The sequence below is a fragment of the Pseudonocardia thermophila genome (assembly GCF_900142365.1).
GTDB lineage: Bacteria > Actinomycetota > Actinomycetes > Mycobacteriales > Pseudonocardiaceae > Pseudonocardia > Pseudonocardia thermophila.
In genome coordinates this window covers 1-1,364 of the sequence record NZ_FRAP01000046.1, presented here as the reverse complement: position 1 = coordinate 1,364, position 1,364 = coordinate 1, and the positions used below count along the sequence as shown (strand labels likewise).

General features: G+C 71.2%; 1 protein-coding gene and 1 pseudogene. Both read right to left on the bottom strand.

The annotated features are described in order from the left end of the window. Positions 1-188: pseudogene (locus BUE41_RS29360) on the bottom strand (allantoicase); the annotation flags it as partial. Beyond that, the coding region (allB, locus tag BUE41_RS29355) for an allantoinase AllB (RefSeq protein WP_073460611.1) at positions 185-1,364 on the bottom strand (1,180 nt) is incomplete at its 5' end. The gene allB and the pseudogene BUE41_RS29360, both read right to left, overlap by 4 nt.

The following is a 1,364-nucleotide window of genomic DNA, read 5'->3' as shown; positions in this document are numbered from 1 at the left end:
TCGCGGCGGCGGCGGGTCTCCCAGCCGTCGTAGACCTTGCCGTTCGGGCCGAACGCGGCCGGGTCGAACACCGGCGGCCCCGGGTTGATCAGGTTCTGCCGGGCGGCGAACGCCTCGTCGTTCGCCCACACCACCGCCCCGCCGAGGTCGCGGCGGGCCAGGTCGGGCAGGTCGGTCACATCGCTCATGCGCGTTCCAGGAGCTGTCCGCGGGGCGGCTCGTCGCCGTCCAGGGGCCGGCCGGCGAGCCACGTCGACCGTACGACCCCGGTGAGGGTGCGCCCGGCGTAGGGGGTGATCGGATGGCGGTGGTGCAGGGCAGCGACCTCGAACGTCGCGTCGGGCGCGAACACCACCAGATCCGCGGCGGCCCCGGCGGCGATGCGACCCTTGCCGGAAAGTCCGGCCAACGCAGCGGGCCGTTCGGCCATCCAGCGCACGACGTCGGGCAGACCGAAACCGCGGGCACGGGCCTCGGTCCACACCACCGGCAGACTGATCTGCAGCGACGCGATCCCACCCCACGCCTGACCGAAATCCCCCAGATCCAGCCGCTTCAGCTCCGGCGCGCACGGCGAATGATCCGACACCACCATGTCGATCACCCCGTCCGCCAACCCCCGCCACAACGCCTCCCGGTTGGCCGCCTCCCGCACCGGCGGACAACACTTGAACCGGGTATCCCCATCCGCAACCTCCTCCGCCACCAAACTCAAGTAGTGCGGACAGGTCTCCACCGACACCGCCACCCCCTCCGCCCGCGCCCGCGCCACCACCGGCAACACCGACGCCGACGACAGATGCACCACGTGCACCCGCCCCCCGGTCCGCCGCGCCGCCCCCACCACCCGAGCGACCGCCACCTCCTCGGCCACCGCCGGCCGCGACGCCACGAAATCCGCATACCGCCGCCCCCGCACCGACGCGACGTGCGCAGCATCCTCACAATGCGCGATCAACACCCCACCGAACCCAGCGATCTCCGCCAACGCCGGCTCCGGATCAGGCAACGGCGGGAACTCCGGCACCCCCGAATCAATCAAGAAACACTTGAACCCCACCACCCCCGCCGCGAACAACTCCCGCAACCGCCCCAGATTCTGCGGAACCACCCCACCCCAGAACGCCACATCCACCCAACACCGCCCCACCGCCGCCGCCCGCTTCACCACCAACGACCCCACATCCACCGTCGGCGGCACACAGTTGAGCGGCATATCCACGATCGTGGTGATCCCACCCGCAGCCGCCGCCCGCGTCGCCGACGCGAACCCCTCCCACTCCGTCCGCCCCGGCTCATTCACATGCACATGCGAATCCACCAGACCAGGCAGCAACACCTCATCCGCACCCAGCACCACCTCG